Source organism: Marivirga lumbricoides (assembly GCF_014636295.1).
Lineage (GTDB): Bacteria > Bacteroidota > Bacteroidia > Cytophagales > Cyclobacteriaceae > Marivirga > Marivirga lumbricoides.
The window spans coordinates 13,344-35,205 of the sequence record NZ_BMEC01000022.1 but is presented as its reverse complement, the minus strand read 5'-3'; the positions used below and the strand labels follow the sequence as shown (position 1 = coordinate 35,205).

The 21,862-nt window shown below is 35.1% G+C and carries 21 protein-coding genes, 2 other RNA genes, 1 pseudogene and 1 riboswitch; of the genes and pseudogenes, 20 read left to right on the top strand and 4 right to left on the bottom strand.

What is annotated here, in order from left to right; genetic code table 11:
- Nucleotides 1-168: 168 nt before the first annotated feature.
- From IEV85_RS23475 to IEV85_RS23445, 7 genes are all read left to right on the top strand, one after another.
- On the top strand, nucleotides 169-1,431 hold the full coding sequence (locus IEV85_RS23475; protein ID WP_188467716.1) for a tyrosine-type recombinase/integrase: 1,263 nt from the start codon (nucleotides 169-171) through the stop codon (nucleotides 1,429-1,431).
- Nucleotides 1,431-2,438, top strand: a complete 1,008-nt coding sequence (locus IEV85_RS23470) for a hypothetical protein (RefSeq protein ID WP_188467715.1) — start codon at nucleotides 1,431-1,433, stop codon at nucleotides 2,436-2,438. The genes IEV85_RS23475 and IEV85_RS23470 overlap by 1 nt, the downstream gene beginning before the upstream one ends.
- Before the next feature lie 101 nt (nucleotides 2,439-2,539).
- Nucleotides 2,540-2,818, top strand: a complete 279-nt coding sequence (locus tag IEV85_RS23465; protein ID WP_188467714.1) for a MerR family transcriptional regulator — start codon at nucleotides 2,540-2,542, stop codon at nucleotides 2,816-2,818.
- A gap of 3 nt (nucleotides 2,819-2,821) precedes the next feature.
- Nucleotides 2,822-3,208 carry a hypothetical protein gene (locus tag IEV85_RS23460; RefSeq protein WP_188467713.1) on the top strand — a complete coding sequence of 129 codons (387 nt, stop codon included), beginning with the start codon at nucleotides 2,822-2,824 and terminating at the stop codon, nucleotides 3,206-3,208.
- Nucleotides 3,208-4,152 (top strand): hypothetical protein, encoded by a 945-nt coding sequence (locus IEV85_RS23455; protein ID WP_188467712.1) that lies wholly within the window; start codon nucleotides 3,208-3,210, stop codon nucleotides 4,150-4,152. Before IEV85_RS23460 ends, IEV85_RS23455 begins: the two co-directional genes overlap by 1 nt.
- A gap of 140 nt (nucleotides 4,153-4,292) precedes the next feature.
- Nucleotides 4,293-4,880: a hypothetical protein gene (locus tag IEV85_RS23450; RefSeq protein ID WP_188467711.1), complete on the top strand. Its 588-nt coding sequence runs from the start codon at nucleotides 4,293-4,295 to the stop codon at nucleotides 4,878-4,880.
- A 56-nt stretch (nucleotides 4,881-4,936) separates the two neighbouring features.
- A complete protein-coding gene (locus IEV85_RS23445; protein ID WP_188467710.1) occupies nucleotides 4,937-5,464 on the top strand; it encodes a hypothetical protein in 528 nt (175 codons plus the stop codon).
- Between the two features lie 84 nt (nucleotides 5,465-5,548).
- On the opposite strand, the gene ssrA is transcribed toward IEV85_RS23445, so the two are convergent.
- Nucleotides 5,549-5,959, bottom strand: a transfer-messenger RNA (tmRNA) gene (gene ssrA, locus IEV85_RS23440).
- Nucleotides 5,960-6,725: 766 nt separating this feature from the next.
- Between ssrA and IEV85_RS23435 the strand changes: the two genes are divergently transcribed.
- From IEV85_RS23435 to IEV85_RS23410, 6 genes are all read left to right on the top strand, one after another.
- Entirely contained in the window at nucleotides 6,726-10,100 is a 3,375-nt protein-coding gene (locus IEV85_RS23435; protein ID WP_188467709.1) for a GEVED domain-containing protein, read from the top strand.
- Between the two features lie 233 nt (nucleotides 10,101-10,333).
- Nucleotides 10,334-10,431, top strand: an RNA gene (ffs, locus tag IEV85_RS23430) — signal recognition particle sRNA small type.
- 118 nt (nucleotides 10,432-10,549) lie between these two features.
- Entirely contained in the window at nucleotides 10,550-11,206 is a 657-nt protein-coding gene (gene fsa / locus IEV85_RS23425; RefSeq protein ID WP_188467708.1) for a fructose-6-phosphate aldolase, read from the top strand.
- A 69-nt stretch (nucleotides 11,207-11,275) separates the two neighbouring features.
- Complete coding sequence (locus IEV85_RS23420) at nucleotides 11,276-11,479, top strand: fructose-6-phosphate aldolase (RefSeq protein WP_188467707.1); 204 nt, start codon at nucleotides 11,276-11,278, stop codon at nucleotides 11,477-11,479.
- 3 nt (nucleotides 11,480-11,482) lie between these two features.
- Nucleotides 11,483-12,199 (top strand): cell division ATP-binding protein FtsE, encoded by a 717-nt coding sequence (locus IEV85_RS23415; protein WP_188467706.1) that lies wholly within the window; start codon nucleotides 11,483-11,485, stop codon nucleotides 12,197-12,199.
- Between the two features lie 44 nt (nucleotides 12,200-12,243).
- A complete protein-coding gene (locus IEV85_RS23410) occupies nucleotides 12,244-12,633 on the top strand; it encodes a glyoxalase (RefSeq protein WP_188467705.1) in 390 nt (129 codons plus the stop codon).
- Between the two features lie 191 nt (nucleotides 12,634-12,824).
- Here IEV85_RS23410 and IEV85_RS23405 read toward each other — a convergent pair whose 3' ends face one another.
- Nucleotides 12,825-13,070 (bottom strand): hypothetical protein, encoded by a 246-nt coding sequence (locus IEV85_RS23405; RefSeq protein WP_188467704.1) that lies wholly within the window; start codon nucleotides 13,068-13,070, stop codon nucleotides 12,825-12,827.
- Nucleotides 13,071-13,338: 268 nt separating this feature from the next.
- Nucleotides 13,339-13,563, top strand: a riboswitch (cobalamin riboswitch).
- A gap of 93 nt (nucleotides 13,564-13,656) precedes the next feature.
- Here IEV85_RS23405 and IEV85_RS23400 point away from each other — a divergent pair.
- The 7 genes and pseudogenes from IEV85_RS23400 (at nucleotide 13,657) to IEV85_RS23375 (ending at nucleotide 18,960) form a co-directional block, all read left to right on the top strand.
- On the top strand, nucleotides 13,657-15,549 hold the full coding sequence (locus IEV85_RS23400; protein WP_188467703.1) for a TonB-dependent receptor: 1,893 nt from the start codon (nucleotides 13,657-13,659) through the stop codon (nucleotides 15,547-15,549).
- Nucleotides 15,546-16,577: a YncE family protein gene (locus tag IEV85_RS23395; protein ID WP_188467702.1), complete on the top strand. Its 1,032-nt coding sequence runs from the start codon at nucleotides 15,546-15,548 to the stop codon at nucleotides 16,575-16,577. The genes IEV85_RS23400 and IEV85_RS23395 overlap by 4 nt, the downstream gene beginning before the upstream one ends.
- Nucleotides 16,578-16,579: 2 nt before the next feature.
- Entirely contained in the window at nucleotides 16,580-16,960 is a 381-nt protein-coding gene (locus IEV85_RS23390; protein ID WP_188467701.1) for an acyl-CoA thioesterase, read from the top strand.
- The gene (locus tag IEV85_RS23385; RefSeq protein WP_188467700.1) at nucleotides 16,957-17,124 is read left to right on the top strand and encodes a C1orf53 family protein; all 168 of its coding nucleotides are present in this window, start codon (nucleotides 16,957-16,959) and stop codon (nucleotides 17,122-17,124) included. Before IEV85_RS23390 ends, IEV85_RS23385 begins: the two co-directional genes overlap by 4 nt.
- A gap of 68 nt (nucleotides 17,125-17,192) precedes the next feature.
- Nucleotides 17,193-17,471: pseudogene (locus IEV85_RS25275) on the top strand (DUF3667 domain-containing protein); the annotation flags it as partial.
- 57 nt (nucleotides 17,472-17,528) lie between these two features.
- On the top strand, nucleotides 17,529-18,242 hold the full coding sequence (locus IEV85_RS23380; protein ID WP_229712709.1) for a hypothetical protein: 714 nt from the start codon (nucleotides 17,529-17,531) through the stop codon (nucleotides 18,240-18,242).
- A gap of 4 nt (nucleotides 18,243-18,246) precedes the next feature.
- A complete protein-coding gene (locus IEV85_RS23375; RefSeq protein ID WP_188467698.1) occupies nucleotides 18,247-18,960 on the top strand; it encodes a Dph6-related ATP pyrophosphatase in 714 nt (237 codons plus the stop codon).
- Between the two features lie 50 nt (nucleotides 18,961-19,010).
- Here IEV85_RS23375 and IEV85_RS23370 read toward each other — a convergent pair whose 3' ends face one another.
- Both IEV85_RS23370 and meaB read right to left on the bottom strand, forming a co-directional pair.
- A complete protein-coding gene (locus tag IEV85_RS23370; RefSeq protein WP_188467697.1) occupies nucleotides 19,011-20,762 on the bottom strand; it encodes a choice-of-anchor B family protein in 1,752 nt (583 codons plus the stop codon).
- A gap of 12 nt (nucleotides 20,763-20,774) precedes the next feature.
- Nucleotides 20,775-21,755 (bottom strand): methylmalonyl Co-A mutase-associated GTPase MeaB, encoded by a 981-nt coding sequence (meaB, locus tag IEV85_RS23365; protein WP_188467696.1) that lies wholly within the window; start codon nucleotides 21,753-21,755, stop codon nucleotides 20,775-20,777.
- Between the last annotated feature and the right edge of the window lie 107 nt (nucleotides 21,756-21,862).

The following is a 21,862-nucleotide window of genomic DNA, read 5'->3' as shown; positions in this document are numbered from 1 at the left end:
ATTTTCGTGTACTTCCAAAAGCTTAAAAATGCACCTAAATACCATTAAATCAACTTTATGTTAAATTGAGATTTACTAAAGTTCACTAAAATATAAAAATGTAGTCCCCAATGTAGTCCCCAATTTAAGAAAGTCGTATATTGCACTTACATAGATTATAAAGTGCTTATGGCTTCAATTTCATTAATGCTAAAAGATAATTCGGTGGAGGGTAACACCAGGATAATAGCAAAGATTACAGACGGTAGACAATTTCAATTAAGACTATCCACAGGATTTTCTGTAAAGCCAACCCATTGGAGTAAGAAAAATAAAAACGTACTATCGGCCAACCCTAATGCGGTGGCAATTAATAAAGGCTTAAAGGAGTTCACTAAAAAAGCTCTTTCGGTTTACTTAGAGGCCAAAGAAAAACGATTGATACCTAACCGGGAGTATTTTGAATTGGAAATGAAGCCCAATAAGGAAGTAGAAAACCGAAATACTGAATTTTGGAAAGTTTTTGATTACTACATGAATGAGAAAAAGAAAAGCTTTTCACTAAGTACTGTTAAAAAATTCAATTCCCTTAAAAAGCATTTGCAGAATTTTGAACTGGAAAGAAAAATACCCCTACAATTTGAAACGATTACCAACAAGGTAATGAAGGAGCTACAAAGCTATTTTTATGAGGATGTAGTAATAAAAATTGATAGTGAGGGTAAAGAGTATAAAGGCTTGAATACTCAAACTACAGCCAAATATTTAGGCACCTTCAAAATGTTTATGAATTGGGCTTTAATGAATAAGTATTCAAAGAACACTGATTTTAAAGAGTTCAAAATTAAACACCAGCCCCGTACTATTAAAGCAGTATTGAACGATGTTGATTTGGGTAAGCTTAGAAGCTATGAAAGTAAAGAAAAGAAGTATCTAAACAATGTTCGGGACTTATTAATCCTTTCCTGCCTTACAGGGCTTCGATTTAGCGATTATTCCAGCATTAAGAGCGAACATCTCATAAAAGATAATGAATCGAACTACAGCCTTCTAATGATGCAGAAAAAGACCAATGACTATGTAGAAATACCGCTTAATGATGAAGCCTTACAGATCGTTAGAAAGCTCTTGAAAAATGAAATACACCCTATCAGTAATCAAAAAATGAATTTGTATGCTAAAGAGCTTTGCAAGCTTGCAAAGATTAATGAGCCTTTTGAGGTAATCCAGTATAAAGGAAATATTAGGCTAACTAAAAGCATTCCAAAATATGAATTAATTACCACCCATACAGGCCGAAGAACTTTTGCCACAAATTTATTATTGAAAGGTGTTCCGGCTGAAATAGTAATGGAGTTTACAGGGCATAGAGATTATGAAAGCTTTAGTAAGTATGTGAACATTCCGAAAAAGTCAAAAATGGATATTGTGAGAAATGTAATGGCAGGATAATGGAAATAGTAAATTATTTTGAAATAAAAAGTCCGTTTCTAAAAAATATTGAATCTCTTAAAACCCCAATATTTAAAAATAAGGATAAGTATTTTTTCGGAGATGAAAAAAATAAGATAGGTATAACTGAGGAGAATCAATTAGAGAAACTAAAAGATTGGATTGAGAATTTGAAATTCTACGAAACCATTCCAAGCTTTACATCTCCTGATCTCTTAAATTTAATTAAAGCAAAAATCCCAAATCACGCCTTAAATAATAAAGAATTAAACTATTATCTAAAGGAACTTATTAAAAACATTGAAAGATTTGATTTAACATTGATTAGAAAATTAGAGATAGCTGAAAGCGAAGATCTTCGTAAATTTTATGCTAATTACAATTCTAGTTTTATTTTAATTCAGTTTAATCACTCATTTAGAAGTGTTACCAATTTTTACTTTATTCATGCACTGGATTCCTTAGAGTTTCACGATAAAAATTTATTAAAAAGCTATCAACAATTATTTGAATATGTTTTTGGCGTTTTAATGAAAAGACAGCTAAGTGAATACGGTTATGATTTGAATAAAAGTCCATTTTACCAATCGGTTATCTCACCCAAGTTAAGAGAATTAGATAATTTAATTGCTCGAAGAACGGGTACGAAAGTTGAAAATGCTTTACAGAATGAAGTAAAGGAGCCATTAAGTTTCAAGAAGCTTTTACTTAATGATGATTTGAAACGAAAATATGAAGAAGTAAAGAATCATTTCATCGATGAGTTTAAAAACTATAAACCAAAGGAAGTTGCATATTTACTAATGGCAATGATGGAGCAAAAAATTTTAAAAGATAAAAAAACTGATTATCGTAATGCGAAAGAGTTGATTCAAACTATTGCCAAAGAATTAGATAATCCTGCTTTAAAATATGAGTCGGTAAATAAGTATTTTAATAATAGAAATAATTGGAATGAAAGTTTATTTATAGATATCAAGGACGCACTGAAGAACATTTTTCAATAGATTTTTGAATATTTAGTTCATTAATTAACTGCAATGAAATAATGAACTACCTATAAATTCATAGTAATGCACTTTTGAACCATCAACAAAAATGGTAAAAAATGTATTCAAAAACAGAAAATCCTTTTCAGCAAATTGACCAAAGATTTGATGAACTGGAAGCACTAATTCAAGGACTGCAAAAAAGAGATAATTCAGACAGTGCCAAAATTGACCCACACGAACGGCTAACCAGAGCCGATATTAAGAAGCAATACAAAGTAAGCTTTGGCACCATTCACAACGCTATGAATAGTGATAAGCTTCTCTATGATAAGGTAGGAAGAAAAACGCTTTACAAAAGAAGTGATGTAGAAAATTGGATCAACAAAAAAGCCTAAGCTATGAGTACGAATCATAATGCAAAGGCTTTTACTTTTCAACTAGGTAAAGATAGGGAAACTGTGATTAAGGAAATAATCGCAGAGGTAGAAAAAGGCACAGGAGTAACTATTGCAGAGTTGAAAAAGCATCATTCAGAGGATAAAGTATTTTTTATTGCGCTGAAGCATGTGTCAACCACCAAAAAAGCAATTACAAAAGCGTTAAATATTCCAGTTGAGGGAGCTTGTAGGTATAAGAGGCACTATGAGAAATTAGGCTTATTGATTGAATCCTTTGCAAACATTAGATGTCCTTATACATCTGAGGAGGCAAAGGAAATTTGTACAAATGCTAGTGACTTTGAAAGATTACGAGGTTTTGGAAACAACCAAATAAGCCTTTTCTGATGGTTGATTTTATTAAGGCCGTTATTCCACCTAATCATATTCCACTATTGCTTGAAAATGAATACTTAGAATTTAAGCAGGAATTAAATAACAGGACTGGTGAATTATCCAAGAAACAAGTAGCCAAATACAATGACTTAAAGTTTACTGTTTTTGCTGATAATTATGCTGAAATATCCGGGAGCCTCCACAAGTTTTTTAATGGAGGCCTCCACAATGCTGATGAATTTGGTTTGTTGGATTTACTTACTGTGCTAAACCAAATAGAAAGTCTATTTAAGATTGATTTAGGACGTTATAAGCTATCTAATATCGAAATAGGAGTAAATATTCCCATTAGCTTTAAAGCTTCTCAAATCCTTAACTATTTACTAATCCATCAAACAGTAAGGTTTAAAGATGTAAGTCTAATAAATGGTAATTATAAGCAGGCGACTCATTCACAGTATTTAGTAAAGATTTATGACAAAGGTAAGCAGTACAGAAGGGAGTTTCCACAATTTCAAAATGAACTTTTAAGGTTCGAACTAAAATATTTCAAAATGCAAAAGCTAAATGATAGAGGTATTTTTGTATTAAATGATTTATTTGATACTGATAACCTGGCTTTTATTTTTGATCTTCTGGAAATTGCTTGGGATGAAACGCTTTTGTATGATAAAACAATACAAAAAAGCAAGCTTACGCCTTATGTAGTTCTTAAAAAGCTTAATCAGTGGCAGAATGTGAACTACTGGCTTGAATTGACAAAGCAAAGAAGGTATGAAGTAAGAAAAGCCTATCATTCATTAGTGGAGGATCACTCAGATAATAGACATTCTAAAATAGGTAGGGATATCAAAAATAAGTGGTTTGAATTAGTCAATAATTCATTACCTATTTACCGCATTATAAATAAACATTTCATTACTATTTTACCATTCAATTATAATGTTAGAAAGTAACTCCTAAAAATGGTCATTAACTGTGAATTATCTGTGATGAAAAAGGCTTTTAAAAGTACATTTTGTACCTCCATTTCAATGGGAATTTAAGTTAGTTTTCCTTAGTTATTTAGGTTATACCCGTATAGATAAACTACATTATGCCTAAACCAATTACTTTACCGACCCTTTTTGATAATACTTTAAAATTAAATATTTCAAAGCTTAAAGAATGGGGTTATCTTGAGCCTAATCAGATTATAAATTCAAACTACAAGTGGACTAGGAATGGTAGTCCTTCAGGTAGTATTGCCATTTTTATAGATACATGTAGTACAACCCCTTTTATTGAATTAGATTATAAATTCAATAATGAACCTAGAAGGTACAGAGTGTATTTAACTGCTATACCTTCCAATCTCAATAATGGCGAAGTTTACTATTTCATTTGTCCGCATACAAACAAACGTTGTCGCATTCTCTATCAAGTGGCAGGCTATTTTTATCACCGAGAAGCATTTAAAAATGCAATGTATGACTCTCAAACACTCAGTAAAAAGAATAGAAGTTTAATGAGATGGATTGCGCCCTTGTTGTTGAAACCAGAATATGCTCAGCAATTAAATAAAAAGTATTTTAAGAAGACCTATTCAGGCAAGCCGACTAAGAGATATTTAAAACTACTTAATGAACTAGATAAAGCTCACAATTTACCCCCTAATGCTATTGAGATTGCTTTAATCAGTTGAGTTTGTTGTAACCTCAATATTTTACTTTATATTAAACAATTAAACTGTTAACAATTATGATTTTAAGAAAAGTATTAATAGGAGTAATTGGAATGCTAATTAGCTATCCAACTTTGAGTCAAACAATTGAGGAGAAAAAAACAGATGATTTCACTGGGTCAAAAATCATTAGAACAAGTGAGGAAAATTTACTTAGGGAAAATGGCATGTTTAGCTATGTAAGGGTTTCCAGTATTAATAATGAGACTGTTTTGAATTACAGGTTTATGATTACGGGTAAAATTGTCACTATAAATAAAGGTAATGCATTGCTATTGAAGCTAAAGAATGAAAAGGTAGTTACCTTAAGATTAGATGATTATGTTGTAGCTGGATATGGCAACGGAGCAGTTGGGGTTCTTGGGTCTGATGCACCTGGTGCTAACTTAAGGTTTGTTTTAGATAGTGATCAAATTTCAATGTTGAAAAGTAGTCCAATTGCTAAAGTGAGGCTATACACTGATGATGGTTACATTGACTCAGATGTAAAAAAAGAAAAGTGGTCGTCCAACATTCAGAGATTATTGGAATTAATTGAAGAATAAATCTCAAGCGAAAAATTTGTGTAGTCCCCAATGTAGTCCCTTTTAAACCAAAAAAGCCTCTTCAAATCAATGAAAAGGCTTTAATTGTGGAGTTGGAGGGATTCGAACCCTCGTCCGGATAAGGAAACAATGCATCCTCTACATGCTTAGTTACCAATTGAATTTTCGTCTCTGCTATGGAAGGTAACAATCCTGCTGCAGAGCTTATCTATTTGAGTTTCGCAACCACTTAATAGCATCATAGCTGCTAGTTTCTCCTAGTCGACACCCCTTGATCAGCCCCGGAAAAACGAAGCGCTGAGGGATGTGGCCGGGGAGCCCGCTTTAGCGGGCTCAACCCATTAAGCCCTTATCTCTGTTGTTAAACTGAGATTAGGCAGCCATGGCGTAAGTATTTTCGCCAATTATAGTTCGCATAAATTACTTGCGGATGTATATGCTCCACCCGACATGCTGATACACAATTCACACTTACCGTCAATACCGGTCAACCCCATATGTTAAAGAACTTATTTTGTCTCTCTTTTAAAAAAAAAGAAGAGCGCAAGATTACAATAATTTAAGCGATTGTAAAAATAAACATTAAGTTCATTTCAGTAAACTAAGATCCGTCACGCCTTATGAACGATTTAAATTCTGAAAATTTAAAATCGTTTTAGCTATTATTTTTAGCCTTATTTCTAACGTAATACCAGGTTTAAGAGTTCACTAACTCTATCAATAAATAATTTGGTGTCCGGATAAATTGAACGTTATGATGTCATCAATATTAAACGTAACCGGTGATTTTATAAATTGTATTTATTTTATAATTAATTATTAGTGAAGTTTGAGGTGTTTTATATGGTTGTTGATTTTTTTAATTAAATATTATGAAAAATAGTACTGTGTTTTACTTACATACTCATTTTCGAAATATTGTATTAAATGGAAAATAAATTTCTTATTCCGAATTTTATTTTATAATTTTGGATTAATGTAGTACTTAAAATTAATTATTCAACTAAAACCCAAATTCAATGTGCCAACAACTAATTACTCTCAATCTGTTATGGAAGCAATTTCAATGGATGAATAATCATGGAAGATCCTCTTCTGCACAACCCGTTCCTTTTATACAAAAGATTTTAATTTAGGATTATTCTGTTTTAAGAAGGATGTGTAATTATATAATTTTCTCAAAAATTCTATCAAATATTTTATTTAAATCACATCAGGTAAAGATGTGATTTAAATTTTTTTCTAACCTAAACAATCTAATATGAAAAGTAAGTTTACTAATTTGAAAATGCTGTTAGTCATTTTCTGTTTGCCTGTTACTGCTGCATTCGCGCAGACGAAACAGGAAGTCACTCAACTAACTCGAAACTACAACAAAATAAAACTCAGTAATATGCAAGCTGAGTTTTCAGCCAAAGCTATTCAGGAAAAGCAGGAAGCTATTGCTATTGCTAAGGCAAAAGGGTGGGAGCTTACCCTGAAAATGGAAGATGGGAGCTATGCGGAACTACAGCGTGTAACGACAGACGGTTATCCGATTTATTACACTACTTACAACGTTGCCGCAGCGCGCTCCACCCGTGCTAATCACCTAAATTCAGGTGGTTCACTGGGGTTAAACCTAAACGGCCAGAATATGACTGCCCATGTTTGGGATGGCGGATTAGCCAGAAGTACCCATCAGGAATATGATGGTCCGGGTGGGAACAACAGGTTTTCAATTGGAGATGGAACCACTACGCTTAATTACCATTCTGCTCACGTTACAGGAACAATCATTGCTTCCGGAGTAGTAGCAAATGCTAAAGGAATGGCACCATACGCCAGTGCTGTGGGTTATGATTGGAATAGTGATTTGGCTGAAGCAACTAGTGCTGCGGCTAATGGTATGTTAATCTCAAATCACTCTTACGGGTATCGATCAGATTTAGTGCCTGACTGGTACTTTGGTGCATACATTACTGATTCCAGAGACTGGGATGAATTAATGCACAACTCTCCTTATTTCTTAATGGTAGTAGCTGCAGGTAATGATGGGAATACTAATTATAATGGAGCACCTTTAGGAGGGAATTCTGCTTTCGATAAATTAACAGGTCACTCCACTTCTAAAAATAATATGGTGGTAGCCAATGCAAATGACGCTAATATTGCTAATGATGGTACTTTAGTTTCAGTATCTATTAATAGTTCCAGCAGTGAAGGTCCAACCGATGATTTACGTATCAAGCCAGATATTACTGGAAATGGAACAGGTGTTTATTCTACTTATGAAAATAGTAATACCGCATACGCTTCTATTACAGGTACTTCAATGGCTTCTCCTAATGTAGCGGGTACTCTTTTGTTATTACAACAACATGCTTCAGATGTTACTGGTAATTATTTAAGAGCAGCCACATTAAAAGGCCTTGCACTTCATACTGCTGATGATGCAGGTATTTCGGGTCCTGACGCAGTATTTGGCTGGGGTTTATTAAATGCAAAAGCTGCAGCTCAGGCAATTACCGCTAACGGAACCGCTTCTAAAATTGAAGAATTAACCTTGAGTTCAGGTCAATCATACAGTATAACTGTAGATTCTGATGGTTCTTCTCCTTTATTAGCTTCAATTTCATGGACTGACTTAGCCGGAACCGCCAATACAGGTACTACAAACCTTTCCACACCAGTATTAGTGAATGATTTGGATATCAGAGTTACAAAAGGAAGTACCACCTATCAGCCTTACAAACTGACAGGGGTAAACTCTAATGCTAAAGGGGATAATAATGTGGATCCTTATGAGAGAATCGATGTTAATAATGCTTCTGGTACTTATACCATCACTGTTACACACAAAGGTAGCTTAGTGGGTGGAAGTCAGGATTTTTCCTTAGTAGTAACTGGTATCTCTGGTGATCCTGTTGCTTGTGAAGTTAGCACTCCAACAAGTGTAAGTGCTTCTAATATTGGTTCTTCTACTGCTACTTTAAGCTGGGATGTTGTTGCAGGTACTACTTATGACGTGCGTTACAGGCCAACGGGTAGCAGTAGCTGGACAACAGTTTCCGCTACAGGTTCTTCTACGCAATTATCAGAACTTTCAGCCACTACACAGTATGAGGCTCAGGTAAGAAGCAAGTGTTCAGATGGAACTACTTCTTCATACAGTTCTTCAGTTACATTCACTACTACAGAAGTTCAAATTACTTATTGTGCCTCAAATGGTAATAGCGTTGCTGATGAATATATTGGTAATGTAACTCTTGCGGGTATTAATAATACTTCAGGAGCTTCTGCCGGAGGTTATGCTGATTATACCGGAATTAGTACCTCTCTCAGCGCAAATAGTAGCTATACAATTAGTATAACTCCTGAGTGGACAGGTACTACGTATAATGAAGGATACAGCGTTTGGATAGATTATAATAAAAATGGCTCATTCACTGATGCAGGTGAACAGGTTTTCACTCAATCCGCAACAAATAGTGCTTCAATCAGTGGAACCTTTACTGTTCCGGCAGGGGCAGCTACAGGTGCTACAAGAATGAGGGTTTCAATGAAATATAATGGTGTGCCAACCTCATGTGAGTCCTTCAACTATGGTGAAGTAGAAGATTATACAGTTAATATTACATCCGGTGGAGTATCTTGTGTTGTTCCTGGTTCATTGTCTGCTTCAGCAATTGGTGAAACTACTGCTACTTTAGGTTGGTCTAATGAGTCTGCTGATAGTTATAATGTGAGAGTAAGAGCTACAGGAACATCTTCCTGGAGTAACTTGTCGTCTTCTTCCAACTCGCTATCTGTAAGCGGTCTGGTTGCTGATACTCAATATGAATTCCAGGTGCGAAGCGTTTGCGGAAGCACTACAAGTGGTTATTCTTCCTCAGCTACATTTACAACTGATGCTCCGGTGCAAGTAAGCTACTGTTCATCTCAAGGTGATAACTCTAGCTATGAGTGGATCAACAGAGTGGTACTGGGGGCTATCAATAACACCAGTGGAAATAATAATGGGTATGGTGACTTTACCAGTCAGTCTGCTTCCCTGGCCAGAGGTGCATCTGCAACTATAAACTTACAGGCAGGTTTTAGTGGTTCAAGTTACAATGAATACTGGAGTGTGTGGATTGATTTAGATCAGGATGGGGTTTTCTCTACTGCGGAAAGATTAGTAAATGGTTCATCCAGCAGTGCAAATTTATTAAGCGCAACATTAAATATCCCTACCAGTGCCTTAACTGGGCCTACTAGAATGCGTGTGACAATGAAATACAATGCTCAGGCAACTTCATGCGAAACTTTTGCTTATGGTGAGGTGGAGGATTATACAGTAAATATTGTCAATAGCAGTGCATCTGTAATGACGGCTTTCAGTGATCGAGCTTCTGAAATATTGGGTAATGAAGCTAATAGTCGTCTGGTTCAGCTTTATCCTAATCCTGCAGATAACATAATTAACTTCAATGTAAAAGATATTGATACGAATGAGCCAGTAAGAATTTTTAACAATACTGGTGCTTTGGTAAAAGAGTTAATGATGGAAGAAGGGCAGACTCAGATAGATATAAGCAATCTTTCTAAAGGAATGTATTTTATAAAAGCTAAATCTGCAAAAGAGCAGGTGAGTACCAATTTTGTGATTAAGTAAGTAGATTCTCTTTTTTTTACGTGTTGAAGCCCCGGGGTGATTGTTTATCACTTCGGGGTTTTTTGTTGGTTATGGATATTGTCATTAACCCCAGGGACTAATAAAAAATGGTTAAGTATTGGTTGTCAGACGCTTGTGGAGTGTCATGGGATAAATCGAGATTTTATTTTATAATTTTAGGTTAAATTTTGATTCTCAGGTTTACAATTTCATAACTTCTTCCTACCTTTGCATCGGCAAATCGGCACGACCAGCTCCTGCTGAACTCCCCCAGGACCGGAAGGTAGCAAGGGTAGGCGGTTGTAGCGGTGCGATGTTGGTTTGCCATTTTTATTTCTTCTCTATTCTACATTTTCATTATATCTTCTCGCGGCTTCTTCTCATTTTATAGCTAATTTATTCTAACTTTACGTCAGAAAAACTATTTCTTATACTCTATAAATACTACTATGAAATTTTTTATTGATACCGCTAACCTCAACGAAATCAAAGAAGCCTATGAATTGGGCGTGTTGGATGGAGTAACTACTAACCCAAGCTTAATGGCTAAAGAAGGTATTAAGGGTGAGGAGAATGTGAGAGCTCATTATAAAGCTATTTGTGATATAGTTGACAATAATGTAAGTGCCGAAGTTATTGCTACAGATTTTGACAATATCATTAAAGAAGGAAAAGAACTGGCTAAGATTGATGATAAAATTGTGGTAAAAGTGCCTATGATTAAAGATGGGATTAAAGCCATTAAATACTTTTCTTCGATGGATATCCGTACTAACTGCACATTAGTATTTTCAGCAGGGCAAGCTTTATTAGCTGCTAAAGCAGGTGCTTCATACGTTTCGCCATTTATTGGCAGGTTGGATGATATCTCTACAGATGGACTAACACTAATTGAAGATATTATCCGGATTTACGATAATTACGCATACGAAACTGAAGTTCTTGCAGCTTCTGTAAGACACACAATGCACTTATTAGAATGTGCCAATATGGGTGCAGATGTAGTAACATGTCCATTGAATGTTATTACCGCTTTATTAAACCATCCTTTAACAGATAGTGGCTTAGCGAAATTTCTTGCTGACCATAAAAAAGTAAACTCTTAAATTGAGATTCAAGCTTTTCCGGGCTATTCAGCTTCGGAAAAGTTTTGTCTATCCTTTACATTATACTATATGTACATAATTAAAGTAAAAGGGAAGGCTAAAATTCCTGATTATATTCAATTAAGAGACGAAGACTTCGTTCTAATAGCCTATTTCAGGGCAGACAGACCTCTTAAAAACATGGAAAAGTATGGTTTGGAGGGTAAAGAGGAAGCATTGGAAAAATTAATTAATGAGTTGCCTTTTGGCAAGATACAAGCATTAGACCTTTAATTCATGGCGAATTCTTTTTCAAACGATCCAGTTGTACGCATAGAAAATGCTACTATTTTTCAGGAAGATGTAGCAATATTAAATGACATTAACCTTTCAATGGAAAAAGGTGAGTTTGCCTACTTAATTGGCAGAACAGGAAGCGGAAAAAGCTCCTTACTTAAAACCTTATATGCGGATTTGGAGCTTCGCCTTGGCACTATGGAAGTAGCGGGTTTTAAGATCAATGGCATTTCCGCGAAGAAAATAGCTCAGCTGAGAAGAAAAATAGGCATTATATTTCAGGATTTTCAATTACTTCCCGACAGAACGGTAGCAGAAAACCTGATATTTGTAATGAAGGCTACCGGATGGAAAGAAAGATCTAAGATGAAAGCCAGAATGGCTGACGTACTCATGCAGGTTGGTTTGGGCTCAGTAGATTCTAAAATGCCCCACCAGCTTTCAGGTGGAGAGCAACAAAGAGTGGTTATAGCTCGCGCTTTACTAAATGAGCCGGTTTTACTGATTGCCGATGAGCCAACAGGTAACCTCGATCCGGAAGTTTCTGATGGAATTTTCAAGCTTTTTACAGATATCAATAAAAGTGGTACCGCAATTTTAATGGGTACACATGATCATAGTTTTTTGGAAAAGCATCCTGCCAGGGTATTTAAATGCTATCAGGGAAAATTGCTGGATTCCCAAAAAGAAAATTTTGACTTGAGAAGTAATTATTAGTAAGCCTGATAAACAAAAGCCACTTTATTCGCTTTTAAATAGTAATGTCTGAAATAAGTAATAATCGGCCTATCATTCCCTCTGCTACAGTAACAGCATTTACCAACAAAGAAGAACAATTTCAGAATGAGACACTGCGGCCTATTATCAAAATGAAGCATGATTTGTTGATCGCTTTTTTTAACCACACGCTTATACTGAAGAAAAACCACTACTTTAAGATTTCTGAAGATAAAAGATCAGATTATATTAAATCAATTTTTAATAAAGATCTTCAATTTAAGAATCAACTAAAAGGGATTATAGTTGGCCAATTTACCACCGGTGAATTTAAAATCTACCGCAATTTTTCATCAGCTTTGAATAAACGCATAATCGCTATAGTTTTGGAAAGGGTGCTTACTCATCATAATGAGTTGCGAGAAGAAATTTAGTTATCTTTCAAAGCTTTTTTCTTTTCTATATAAAAGAAATAATTCTCTTCTTAAGCTAATTGCGGTGTGTTAATCAGTAATTGTTACCAATAATATATAAGGAATAACTCTTATGTTGGTTATAGAAGATTGTAAAAAAGGCGGGGCAAAATTCCCACCTTTTTACAACAGTTTATTCTCAATGAAATCAATTATAATTCACCAAATTTTTCGTCAAAAAGCTTAGCAGAGGCATCTGTAAACTCAAAGTTTTTACGGATATATTCTAATGTTTTCTTTTCAGTTTCTGTAATTGAAACACCATCTGCTGCAGACTTGAAAAGTATGTTTACTTCATCTTTAGATAATTTTCCTTCGCCTGCACCTGTTGTATGTTCCTTTGCCAAGTCTATTAGCTCTTTTTCATACTTTTCTCCGTCAATTGTTACGTAAGCCATAATCGTTAAGTTTAAATTTTAATTTATTTATCCATAAACATACTAATTTCAATTTTAAAATTGTTCATTTTAATGAAAAAATAAAATTAAACTGTTGTCTTGGTAATTGCTTTAATATGGTAAATAAACTTATTCTTTAATTTTATTGAATAGCTCAATAAGAAGTCAGTTTAGAGAGGTAAGAACTTTTCATTTTCTTGGGAGTCATTTAATTATCATGCTCATACTCCAAAGATGAAATTTATTTGGAAACTAAAATCTTCTCTTTACATTTGCACTGAATTATGGTTTCTGAATTATGATTGGTGATTCAGAATTAAAAGGGAATTTGGTGCGTAAATAACAAGTTTATTTACAATTCCGAAACTGTCCCCGCAACTGTAAGTCCATTTTTGTAAGTATGCACACCTTTGCCACTGTTACGCTAAGCCGTGATGGGAAGGCCGACATACTTCGGACGAGTCAGGAGACCTGCCACAATTCTTAACTATTTAACGACTTTCGGGTGAAAGGTCATGAATGTACTAAAGCTATAAGCATACTTTTTTACATCTGATTTTACATCTGTCGCATCTAAATTAACATTATGCGATTAGGTATAGTATTGCTATTTTGGGTATTTGCCCTGAATATTTATGCACAAACTCCAGTAGATTCTGCTATTACTTTGCAGGAGGTAATGGTGCTGGGTAATTTTGAGAAACAATTTCTTCCAGGAAATGATATTATCATTCCTAAAGCTACAACTCTTCAATTTTATCATTCTGATAATATTAGCGAGGTCCTTAGGCAGCAAAGCAGCATACATATAAAAGAATACGGTAATGGAATGTTAAGCACTATTGCTTTCAGAGGAACAAATGCTTCTCAAACTACTGTGTTATGGAACAACTTTAATATTAATAGTTTCACTTTAGGCCAAATGGATTTTTCTTTACTTCCTACTCAAGCAGTAGATGAAATTACCATAATTCCTGGTAGTGGAAGCAGTGCAGGTGGAAGTGGCGCCTTCGGAGGTAGTGTTTTATTACAGAACCAAGTTGATTTTAATGCTGCACCAAGTATTACAATTAGCCAGCAAGTAGGTAGTTTTGGGCAATATAGCACAAGTCTAAATGCTGAAGGATCAATTCGAAAATTGGGTTTTGATACGCGCCTTTATTGGGGCAAATCAGATAATGATTTTGAGATTCTTAGCACAGGAGAACATCAAAACAATGCTTATTTTGAGCGTAAGGGTATAAATCAATCTTTAGGTTATCAAATTAATAAGAATAGCAGTTTAAAGGCGGCCTTGTGGTACAATGATAACTTCAGGGAGATCCAACCTCCTATTGGTATCAAAAGAAATACTAATAATCAGGAAGATAAGAATTTCAGATCCACTCTAAACTATCAATATAGTGGTAATCGAAGTAAACTTTCTTTAGGAACAGGGTTTTTTCAGGATGAGATGGTCTACAGATTGGATCAGGCGACTTCTTATTTTAAGGTAAATAGGATTGAAAGCTTTGCAGATTATAATTACCATCTTTCTGATCATCATCAAATCAAATTTTCTGCCCGGCATAATGCAATTAAAGCAGAAAATGAATCATACAATGGAGGAGGAGCTGAGGAGCAAAGATATAGTTTGGGACTGCAATTAAAAGGAAGGTTATTTAGAAATGAATTAGAGTACGCTCTTCATATAAGACAACAGATGGTCCAGGATGTTAATATACCTGTTTCTCCCTACATAGGCCTATCTGTTCCTCTCATAGAACAAAATAATTACAAATTGAGACTGAAAGCCAATACCTCATATAATTACAGGCTTCCAACTTTGAATGATAGGTTTTGGAACAATGCTGGAAATCCGGAACTGAATGCAGAAACTGGCTGGAATAAGGAAGTCGGTATTTCTAGTGAGCATTATCTTCAGAATGTTAAGTTAAATATCTCAGTAACTGCCTTTCATAATCTTGTTGATAATTGGATTCAATGGACTCCTGATGCTCAGGGTACTTTCCGCCCGAGAAATATTAAAGAAGTATTAGCAAGAGGAGTGGAGGCATCGATTAATTTTAACACACCAATTGCTGAGGTGCTTCATTTTAAAACCAATCTTCAATATAGTTACTCAAAGTCTACTGTTGAGCAATCTGAAAGGAATGCTAATGAAATAGGTACTCAGCTAATTTATACACCACTTCACAAAGCTAATGGGGATTTTACTCTGCAATGGAGGAGTTTCTCTTTGCAAGCATTTCAACAGTGGACAGGTAAAGTATATACAACAAATACTAATTCGGAAATATATGCATTAGATGCTTTTTTTCTGACAGATGCTGCACTTGCCTGGGAAAAAAGATCCTGGAGATTTTCAGGAAGGGTGAACAATGTATTTAATACTGATTACAGAGTATACGCAGGCTATGCTATGCCGGGAATAAATTATCAATTATCAATTCAATATCAATTAAACTTTAACAAATGAAGAAACTAAATTTACTAAACAAGGCTTTTTTTGCCGTATTTTCACTGATTTTATTTACCGGTTGTGATGATGAAAGTCCAAAACCTGAAACAGGCTCTGTTTTAATAATTCACGAAGGAGGTTTTAACGGTAAAAATGCAACAATAGGATCATACGATCCCGATCTAAAATCTTATAATGCAAATGCTTTTATGAAAGGCAGTAGCCCTTTTATCGGAGATGTTCAACAAAGTGTTCTTCAGCATGAAAATTCCCTTTACAGTGTATTAAATGGGAGCAATTCAGTAGAAATAATTGGTTTGGAAAATTTAAACTTCATAGCTTCAGTTGAGGATGAAATGATAGATAAGCCAAGAGCTATTACAATAAGCGGTACCACAGGTTACTTAAGTAATTGGGGCCCGTATGGAGAAAACTTTTCCTTAACTGATAGTAATATTCTCACTATTGACTTAACAACTAATACAGTATCAGGCACCATCGATACAGAGAATGGTGTAGAAGATGTGGAAATAGTTGGTAATAAGTTGTTAGTTACTCGTAATTATTACGGTGCCTACCAGAATTTGACAATTATAAATATAGATAATAATGAGGTTGAGAAGGATATAGAGCTTCCGAGTGGCCCACAGGAAATAATAGTAGATAGGGCAGGTAACCCATGGGTTGTTTGTTCAGGAGGATTTCTTGTAAGAATAGATGAAGAGCAGGGAACTGCAGTTGAAACTATAGACTTATCAGGTGCTATTCTAGGAGAAGCAGATATTTATTCTAATGAAATATATTTCTTGCAGGAAAATAAGGTGAAAAAAGTAAATATTAGTTCCGGTGAAATCATTTCACTATTCAATACAGTAGATATCACAACTCCTTACGCATTTGCTGTAGATCCTAACAATGGAGAAATATATATTGGTGATGGTGTCGATTATAGCGATGGAGGTTTAGTATATAGATATTCTGCTAATGGAGAGTTGTTGGATGACTTCATTTCTGGTATCCTACCTACTCAATTCATATTTAATTAAAAATGAACGCAGAAAAAGTTCAAAAATCTATCACCAAGGTGACCAAAGCGGTTTTCCCCAATACCACCAATCATTACGATACATTATTTGGTGGTACCGCATTAAACTGGATGGACGAGGTAGCTTTTATAACAGCTACCCGTTACTCCCGTCAAAAAATGGTTACTGTAAGTAGTGATAAAATTGATTTTAACACAGCTATACCAGCAGGCACCATTGTGGAGCTTATTGGTACCGTTGTGCGCGTGGGAAATACGAGTATGGACGTACAAGTAGATGTGTTTACTGAGGAAATGTATTCTGAAAACAGAGAAATGTCAATTTCAGGGAGGTTTACTATGGTAGCTGTAGATGATGATAAAAAGCCGGTTGCTATTTTATGAAAAAGGATAAAACAAAGCCTGTAGCTATAGAGAAGGATGACTTTTACATTGAAAACGGATTCTACGTTTTCACGGCACAATATCATCTTAAAAGAGGCTACTGTTGCGGTAACAAGTGCAGGCATTGTCCTTATGCTTATGAGAATGTGAAGGATCAAAAATGATTCTTCACATTTTTTAATTTACTGTTCTATTTGTACTTTTCGCTTTAAATCACTTTCCATTCAATAAATTGAAAAGTAAAAGGAAACTTTCGCAATGTCTTAATTGTGAGCAGCCGCTAAGTAATGAAGAGAATTATTGCCCAAACTGTGGGCAGCAAAATACAGATCAGAGAGTATCTATAGGTGTTTTTCTCCATGACTTTATATCAAATTACCTAAGTTTTGATACTACCTTTTTCAGGACTTTGAAACCATTTTTTTTCAAGCCGGGAAAATTAACTATTGAATTTAATTCTGGTAAGAGAAATTATTATATTCATCCTATTCGTCTTTACCTTATTTTTTCGCTCTTCTATTTTTTTATTGTGAGTATTGTGGTGCCGAATAACGCTGTGGATAAAGTAATGAACAAACTCTTGTCTTCATCCGATATAAAGGCCGGTTTTGCTGCAATGGATTCTACTCAAAGAAGGGAATTAGAACAAGCGTTTGGAGATAGAGGTGTTCCTGAGTTTCTCAATGGAAGATTTGCCGATTCCACAAGCGCCACTTTATCAAAAGATTCATCAAGAAATTACACTAAGTGGGCTAATTTGAAAGCAGCAGCAATTGATGAGGAAGTTAGTGATTCGGCTTTTAGCAAGATTTTAAAACTGCAACCTTACAAAATTGTTTCAAGCAATTCTTCATTTACAATTCAAAAGAAGAGGTCTTTTATTGCGAATTCAAACCTTTACTTAACAAACTCCTTGCGAAATCTTCCGATAATGATGTTTGTTTTATTACCACTTTTTGCTCTTATATTAATGGTGCTACATCTTAAAAATAAGAAGTTTTATGTGGAGCATTTAATTCATGCATTACACTTACATGCTTTTGCATATTTTTTCTATGGGGTGGGGATTATACTCATATTTAATTTTGAAGCAATAAATGGGCTTTTGTTTTTTGTCAGCTTTGCTTTAGTTACTTTATATGCATTTATTTCTGTTAAAAGAGTATACAAGAATGATTTCATGAAAGCCATTCTGAAATTTATGATTCTTGGTTTCTTTTACTTTACACTTCTTTTAACAGCTTTGTTTATGGAGCTATATGTCTCATTTTTGTTATTATAAATTAGTGAGTAACCCAAAAGTAGCAATAAGTTGGAGTGGGGGTAAAGATGCAATGATGGCCCTGCATCAAATCAAAGAATCAACTGATTATGAGATTCATCACTTACATACTGTCATTGGTGAATCCACTCAGCGTGTAGGCATGCATGGGATCCATAAAAGCTTAATACAAAAACAGGCAGATTCATTAGGTATCCCTGTTATATTTAGTGAACTCCCTGCTGATGAAAGCCATAATTCCTATGAAAAAGTAATGGAGGCCTACTGTAAGAAATGTATTCAAAATGGAATTTCTGCTATAGTTTTCGGAGATATATTTCTGGAAGATTTAAAAAAATATAGAGAGAAGCAGCTAGCTTCGACAGGATTAAAAGCTTTATTTCCTCTATGGAAAAATGATACAACAGAGCAACTTCATGATTTCCTTAGTTTAGGCTACCAGACTAAGATTTGTGCAGGTAATGCGCAGTACTTTAATAAAGTACAGGTTGGACAGACATTATCAGCCGATTTAATTAAGCAATTAACTATACATGTGGATCCCTGCGGTGAAAATGGCGAATTCCACACCTTTGTATATGGTGGGCCACTATTTTCAAAGCCAATAAATGTTGTCCTGAAAGAAGTACAATCCCATTTTTATCAATACAAAATTGAAAATGAAGCGGGAGAAATTGAAGAGGTGAAAAGTGAATTCTATTTTGCTGATTTAGTGTAAGACTTTTCTATTTACCCATTTATACCTGTACAGATTATTCTTTATATCTATTATCTTTTAACAATTTTTAATTGTGACTTTTCACCGTTTTCATAGTTAAGTCTCAACAAGTAAATGTTTGCAGGCCATTTATCAGTATCTATTTTAATGTTTTCGAATGCTGACGGTGTTATTTGCTCCATCACGCGTCCTTGAGCGTCTAAAACTTGAATACTTTCCAGTTTTATTTCTCCCTCAGTTGCTCTAATATGAAGTTGATTCATTACCGGATTTGGATAAACCTGTACATGCCTATCTTGCTTTTTCCGGTTATTTAAAACCGAAACATTGGAAGGAAAACCTGAAGGGAAACTGTAGGCAATTCGTCCATCTGTCAATGTGATTTTACATCGGTATACTTGATTTAAATAAGTGTTAAGGGGTTGTTTAAGTACAAGGTTAGCTGTTTTTGTACCTTCAAAATAGTAGTTGTTTTCTATATCATTAGGGACTAAATTATTAAATGATTGCCATTGATAGTTGCTTACAGTATACTCATCACCTATCTCAACCAATAAAGAGTTAATATTTGCTTCAATATCTAATACAGGATGAGTCTCAATTATGTTAGCGATATTCGGCTTTAAAATAAATAACCCGTTGTTTATATCGCTCACTATTATTATCCCACTTTCAAAAAATGGGTAATTGCTCCATGCTCCATTGAATTGTGTGTTATCACTGGAAGGATAGGTGTCAAAAAAAGCGAGTTCTCTGATTTTACCTTCTGCTACTCTTTCAGCATCTAATATAACGAAGCCTCTTTCATAGTTTGACTGATAAATTCTGTTTCCTTTTACATACAAATTATGGTCAATCGTATTCCCTTCCGCATAATACTGTGTTAATAATATGGGGTTATCTAAATCTCTTACATCCCATACAAGGGTTCTTGTGTTAATATTATAACTATTCTCATCAAGTTCGTCATTAGAAATAAAATATTGATGGTCATCGGTTAACCAGCCCTGGTGTGAGTAAGCCGACTGGGGATATCCTTGCTTACTAATAAGGCTGGGGGCAGATTTATTGGTTACATCTACCAAAGTAATAGTGTTTTCATTAGCATTAAAGCAGATTTCTTTGCCCTGGTAATCAACGTCAGGACCATTATAGATAACGCACTGGCCATCGTGTGTGTAGCCATCAGCATCAAAGCAGCCTGCAAATACAGGGTTTGTAGGGTCATTGATATCCACAATATGCAAGCCTCCCTGACCACAACCGTTGCTAGCCCCTCTGGCGCCTACTATGTAAGCATAACCTGTTGCTTCATTTATTACCACGTTATGAGCACTACTCACGCCATCATAATGACCATCGTTATCAAAAGTTGCAGGAGGGTTGGTCACATTTCGTAATCTGGTAAGGTCAAAAACCTGCATTCCATGGCCGGAATTATTATCAGCAACTACAAAAACATAGTTGTTAAATACTTTAAGGTCTCTCCATAAGCTCGATTTTCCCGTATGGCTGGGAAGCCTTCCTATAATAACAGGAGTAGCAGGAGAGCTGATGTCCACGAATACGATTCCATTTGTCATGCCTACCAGTGCGTATTCTTTTCCGGTGTCAGGGTCTGTCCATCCCCAGATATCAGCTGATTCAATATTTGCATCACCTGAAAGTTCTGTATTACTTAGTCGGGCATAAAAATCTACCTGGTTACACGGGTAACCGTTTACGGACCCATTTTCGCACGGGGTCTGGCAAAAGAGTTGAATTGGTAATAAACAAATTAAAAGATAGTAGATTTTAGTCATTTTTGGTTTACTTTAAATTGAAAGCAGTTCTCTTGCTGCCTGAACAGAATGTTTGTTACCCGCTCGCACAGCTTCTTCAAATATGTCAATTTTTTCTCTGATCTTTTCCTGATTATAGAAATTTCTTTTCAGATAAAAGTTGATGGTTTGGTGCATCCAGTGGACTGCTTGCTGTTTTCGATTATAATTGAAAAAGCCTGATTCTTTCATTTTTTGTTGATAATCATTCAGCCTTTTTTCTATCTCATCCAATCCAAAATTTTCCAAAGCAGAACAAACTACTACCTCCGGGTTCCAGCCATTTTCATTTGCAGGAAATAAATGTAAAGCATTCTGATATTCTTTTCGGGCTTTTTTTGAAGCTGCTAAATTGGCTCCATCTGCTTTTGTAATAGCTATTGTATCGGCCATTTCCATAATCCCTTTTTTAATTCCCTGGAGCTCGTCTCCGGCACCTGCAAGCATCAAGAGTAGGAAAAAGTCTACCATATTTTTGACGGCAGTTTCGGATTGCCCGACTCCAACTGTTTCAATAAAAACCACATCATAGCCTGCCGCTTCGCACAGAAGCATAGTTTCTCTGGTTTTATGAGCTACTCCTCCTAAAGCATCACCGGCAGGAGAAGGTCTTATAAAAGCATTTTCCATAACACTAAGTCTTTCCATTCGGGTTTTGTCACCCAAAATGCTTCCACCACTTTTTTGGCTTGAGGGGTCTATGGTTAAAACTGCCAGTTTTTTTCTCTTTTTTAATAAATGTAGTCCAAAGGACTCTATAAAAGTACTCTTCCCAACACCAGGAACTCCTGTTATTCCAATGCGGAAGGAGTTTCCGGTATGAGGATAAATTTCATCAATCAACTCAGCGGCCAATTCATTATCTTCTTCCAGGGCACTTTCTACTAAAGTAATAGCTCTGCTAAGAATTACCCGATTGCCGGATAAAATGCCCTCCTTATACTCCTTTATACTAAGTCTGTTTTTTCTCTTCAATGAATTTCATTTGGATAATAATGCTCAAAAGTTACTACTACTGCTACGGAATAAGCAAGTTTTTAAGTGGAATAATTGGTATTTATTGATTTTTATCATAATTTTAT

What these genes read in the sequence shown, in the direction of transcription:
- IEV85_RS23385 (WP_188467700.1), top strand. Translation starts at nt 16,957, where the DNA reads ATGAAAAAGGATAAAACAAAGCCTGTAGCTATAGAGAAGGATGACTTT.
- IEV85_RS23410 (WP_188467705.1), top strand. Translation starts at nt 12,244, where the DNA reads ATGTCTGAAATAAGTAATAATCGGCCTATCATTCCCTCTGCTACAGTA.
- fsa (WP_188467708.1), top strand. Translation starts at nt 10,550, where the DNA reads ATGAAATTTTTTATTGATACCGCTAACCTCAACGAAATCAAAGAAGCC.
- IEV85_RS23475 (WP_188467716.1), top strand. Translation starts at nt 169, where the DNA reads ATGGCTTCAATTTCATTAATGCTAAAAGATAATTCGGTGGAGGGTAAC.
- IEV85_RS23420 (WP_188467707.1), top strand. Translation starts at nt 11,276, where the DNA reads ATGTACATAATTAAAGTAAAAGGGAAGGCTAAAATTCCTGATTATATT.
- IEV85_RS23435 (WP_188467709.1), top strand. Translation starts at nt 6,726, where the DNA reads ATGAAAAGTAAGTTTACTAATTTGAAAATGCTGTTAGTCATTTTCTGT.
- IEV85_RS23465 (WP_188467714.1), top strand. Translation starts at nt 2,540, where the DNA reads ATGTATTCAAAAACAGAAAATCCTTTTCAGCAAATTGACCAAAGATTT.
- IEV85_RS23470 (WP_188467715.1), top strand. Translation starts at nt 1,431, where the DNA reads ATGGAAATAGTAAATTATTTTGAAATAAAAAGTCCGTTTCTAAAAAAT.
- IEV85_RS23445 (WP_188467710.1), top strand. Translation starts at nt 4,937, where the DNA reads ATGATTTTAAGAAAAGTATTAATAGGAGTAATTGGAATGCTAATTAGC.
- IEV85_RS23395 (WP_188467702.1), top strand. Translation starts at nt 15,546, where the DNA reads ATGAAGAAACTAAATTTACTAAACAAGGCTTTTTTTGCCGTATTTTCA.
- IEV85_RS23390 (WP_188467701.1), top strand. Translation starts at nt 16,580, where the DNA reads ATGAACGCAGAAAAAGTTCAAAAATCTATCACCAAGGTGACCAAAGCG.
- IEV85_RS23455 (WP_188467712.1), top strand. Translation starts at nt 3,208, where the DNA reads ATGGTTGATTTTATTAAGGCCGTTATTCCACCTAATCATATTCCACTA.
- IEV85_RS23450 (WP_188467711.1), top strand. Translation starts at nt 4,293, where the DNA reads ATGCCTAAACCAATTACTTTACCGACCCTTTTTGATAATACTTTAAAA.
- IEV85_RS23370 (WP_188467697.1), bottom strand. Translation starts at nt 20,762, where the DNA reads ATGACTAAAATCTACTATCTTTTAATTTGTTTATTACCAATTCAACTC.
- IEV85_RS23405 (WP_188467704.1), bottom strand. Translation starts at nt 13,070, where the DNA reads ATGGCTTACGTAACAATTGACGGAGAAAAGTATGAAAAAGAGCTAATA.
- IEV85_RS23400 (WP_188467703.1), top strand. Translation starts at nt 13,657, where the DNA reads ATGCGATTAGGTATAGTATTGCTATTTTGGGTATTTGCCCTGAATATT.
- IEV85_RS23415 (WP_188467706.1), top strand. Translation starts at nt 11,483, where the DNA reads ATGGCGAATTCTTTTTCAAACGATCCAGTTGTACGCATAGAAAATGCT.
- IEV85_RS23460 (WP_188467713.1), top strand. Translation starts at nt 2,822, where the DNA reads ATGAGTACGAATCATAATGCAAAGGCTTTTACTTTTCAACTAGGTAAA.
- IEV85_RS23380 (WP_229712709.1), top strand. Translation starts at nt 17,529, where the DNA reads ATGAACAAACTCTTGTCTTCATCCGATATAAAGGCCGGTTTTGCTGCA.